The sequence below is a fragment of the Streptomyces sp. LS1784 genome, assembly GCF_020103755.1.
Taxonomy (GTDB): Bacteria; Actinomycetota; Actinomycetes; order Streptomycetales; family Streptomycetaceae; genus Kitasatospora.
In genome coordinates this window covers 1-1,984 of record NZ_JAHSQD010000932.1, presented here as the reverse complement: position 1 = coordinate 1,984, position 1,984 = coordinate 1, and the positions used below count along the sequence as shown (strand labels likewise).

General features: G+C 74.1%; 2 protein-coding genes. Both read left to right on the top strand.

Annotation, left to right across the window (positions count from 1 at the left end; genetic code table 11):
* Positions 1-279 precede the first annotated feature (279 nt).
* On the top strand, positions 280-849 hold the full coding sequence (locus KS423_RS44370) for a TetR/AcrR family transcriptional regulator (protein ID WP_224285347.1): 570 nt from the start codon (positions 280-282) through the stop codon (positions 847-849).
* 149 nt (positions 850-998) lie between these two features.
* On the top strand, positions 999-1,984 hold a 986-nt coding region (locus tag KS423_RS44365; RefSeq protein WP_224285346.1), incomplete at its 3' end, for a serine/threonine-protein kinase.

Here is a 1,984-nt window from a genome sequence, read left to right as displayed (position 1 = left end):
GGGCGGCGGCCTCGGCCGCCGCGGCCCGGGCGCCGGCCGGAAGGACGGTGCCGAGGGCGATCAGGGGGACGGCGGCGGCGCCGAACCGAAGCAGACCGCGCCGGGAGGGGGTGTGGGGTTGCATGGCGCTCCCTGGGTGATGCAGGGGTGGGGGTTGCCCCGCATCCTCTACCGAACTGAAAATTCAGTCAAGCTTTTGACTCAAAGCTGGCGCAACTCCCTGAAACGATCATCAGGGACCGGTCTGACCAGCCAGGGAGCCCGGTAGAGTGGGCGACCATGTCGGACCGTCGGACGGAAATACTCAAAGCCGCGACCCGGGTTATCGCCCGGCGCGGCGTACGCGGGCTACGAGTGGGCGAACTGGCGGCCGAGGCCGGGGTGTCCACCTCGCTGATCTACTACCACTTCACCGACCGGGCCGGCATCCTGCGCCGGACGCTGGAGTTCATCAGCGACCGCGCCGACCACTACACCGCCGACGAGGACCCTGCGCCCCGGACCGAGGACCCTCGGGCCGACCTGGAACGGGTCCTGCTCCGGGAGCTCCAGGACAGCACCGAGGTACGGGAGAACAGCACCGCCTGGGGCGAGTTGAGAGCCAGCGCGGTCTTCGAACCGAGCCTGCGCGAGGACCTGGCGAGGACCACCCACACCTGGGTGCACGACATCGCCGAACTCCTCGCCCGGGCCGACCCGACCGGCACCGCACCCGCGCACGCGGCCTCCGCCGAGCGGCTCACCACCCTCGTCGAAGGCCTCAGCGTGCGCTGGCTGAGCGGCTCACTGCCCCTCGACCACGCCCGCCGGCTGCTGCGCAGCGCCGTCGACACCGAACTGCACCGCTGACGGTCACCGGCGTCCGGTCCGCCCGTCACGACTACCCTGACCCTACCTCTAAACTTCGCGATGCCGTCTGCGCCGTACAGCGCTGTGGCCGCCCGGGGACGCCGTTCCGGCTCCGCCCCCCCTCCCTGTCCGCCGAGAGAGGCCACCGCATGTCCGTCGACCGATCCCCCTTCACCCTCCAGCCGGTCTTCCAGGAGCTGACCGCGGACGACCCGCGCGAGGTCGGCGGCCACCTGCTGTACGCCCGGCTCGGCGCCGGCGGCATGGGCCGGGTCTACCTCTCGTACACCCCCGGCGGCCGGCCGGTGGCGCTCAAGGTGGTGCGGCCCGAACTGGCCGAGGACCCCGAGTTCCGGGCCCGCTTCGCCCAGGAGGTGGCCAGCGCCCGGCGCATCCACGGACTGTTCACCGCGCAGGTGGTCGACGCGGGCGTGGACGCCGCCACCCCGTGGCTGGCCACCACCTACGTGCCGGGCCCCTCGCTCCAGCAGGTGGTCCAGCGCTTCGGCCCGCTGCCGGAACGGACCGTCCTGCTGCTGGTGGCGGGCATCGCCGAGGCCCTGCAGGCGATCCACTCCAGCGGGGTGGTCCACCGCGACCTCAAGCCCGGCAACGTGCTGATCGCCTCCGACGGCCCCCGGGTGATCGACTTCGGCATCGCCCGGGCGGCAGACGCCAGCGCCCTGACCGGCACCGGACTGCGCATCGGCTCGCCCGCCTACATGGCGCCCGAGCAGGCGATGGGCCGGCCGGCGACCCCGGCCACCGACGTGTACGCGCTGGGCGCCTTGGCCGTCCACGTGGCCGGCGGCACCCCGCCCTTCGGGGACGGCCCGGACCCGGCGGCGCTCTACCGGACCGTGCACGAGGAGCCCGACCTCGGCCGGGTCCCGGAGAGCCTGCGCGCCCTGCTGCTGCACTGCCTCGCCAAGCGGCCCGAGGACCGGCCGACCACCGCCGAGGTGATCGCCGCCGCCCGGAGCCACCCGGCGGTGGGCGGGCACCTCAGGTTCGGCGACGACTGGCTGCCGCACCCGCTGACCAGCCAGATCACCCGGCACGCCGAGCTGCCGCAGGTGCCCGCCGGGGCCGCCGGGGCCGGGGCCGGGGCCGGGTGGGACTCGGCCCGGACGGT

Coding starts and splice junctions, on each gene's coding strand:
- KS423_RS44370 (WP_224285347.1), top strand. CDS start 280: ATGTCGGACCGTCGGACGGAAATACTCAAAGCCGCGACCCGGGTTATC.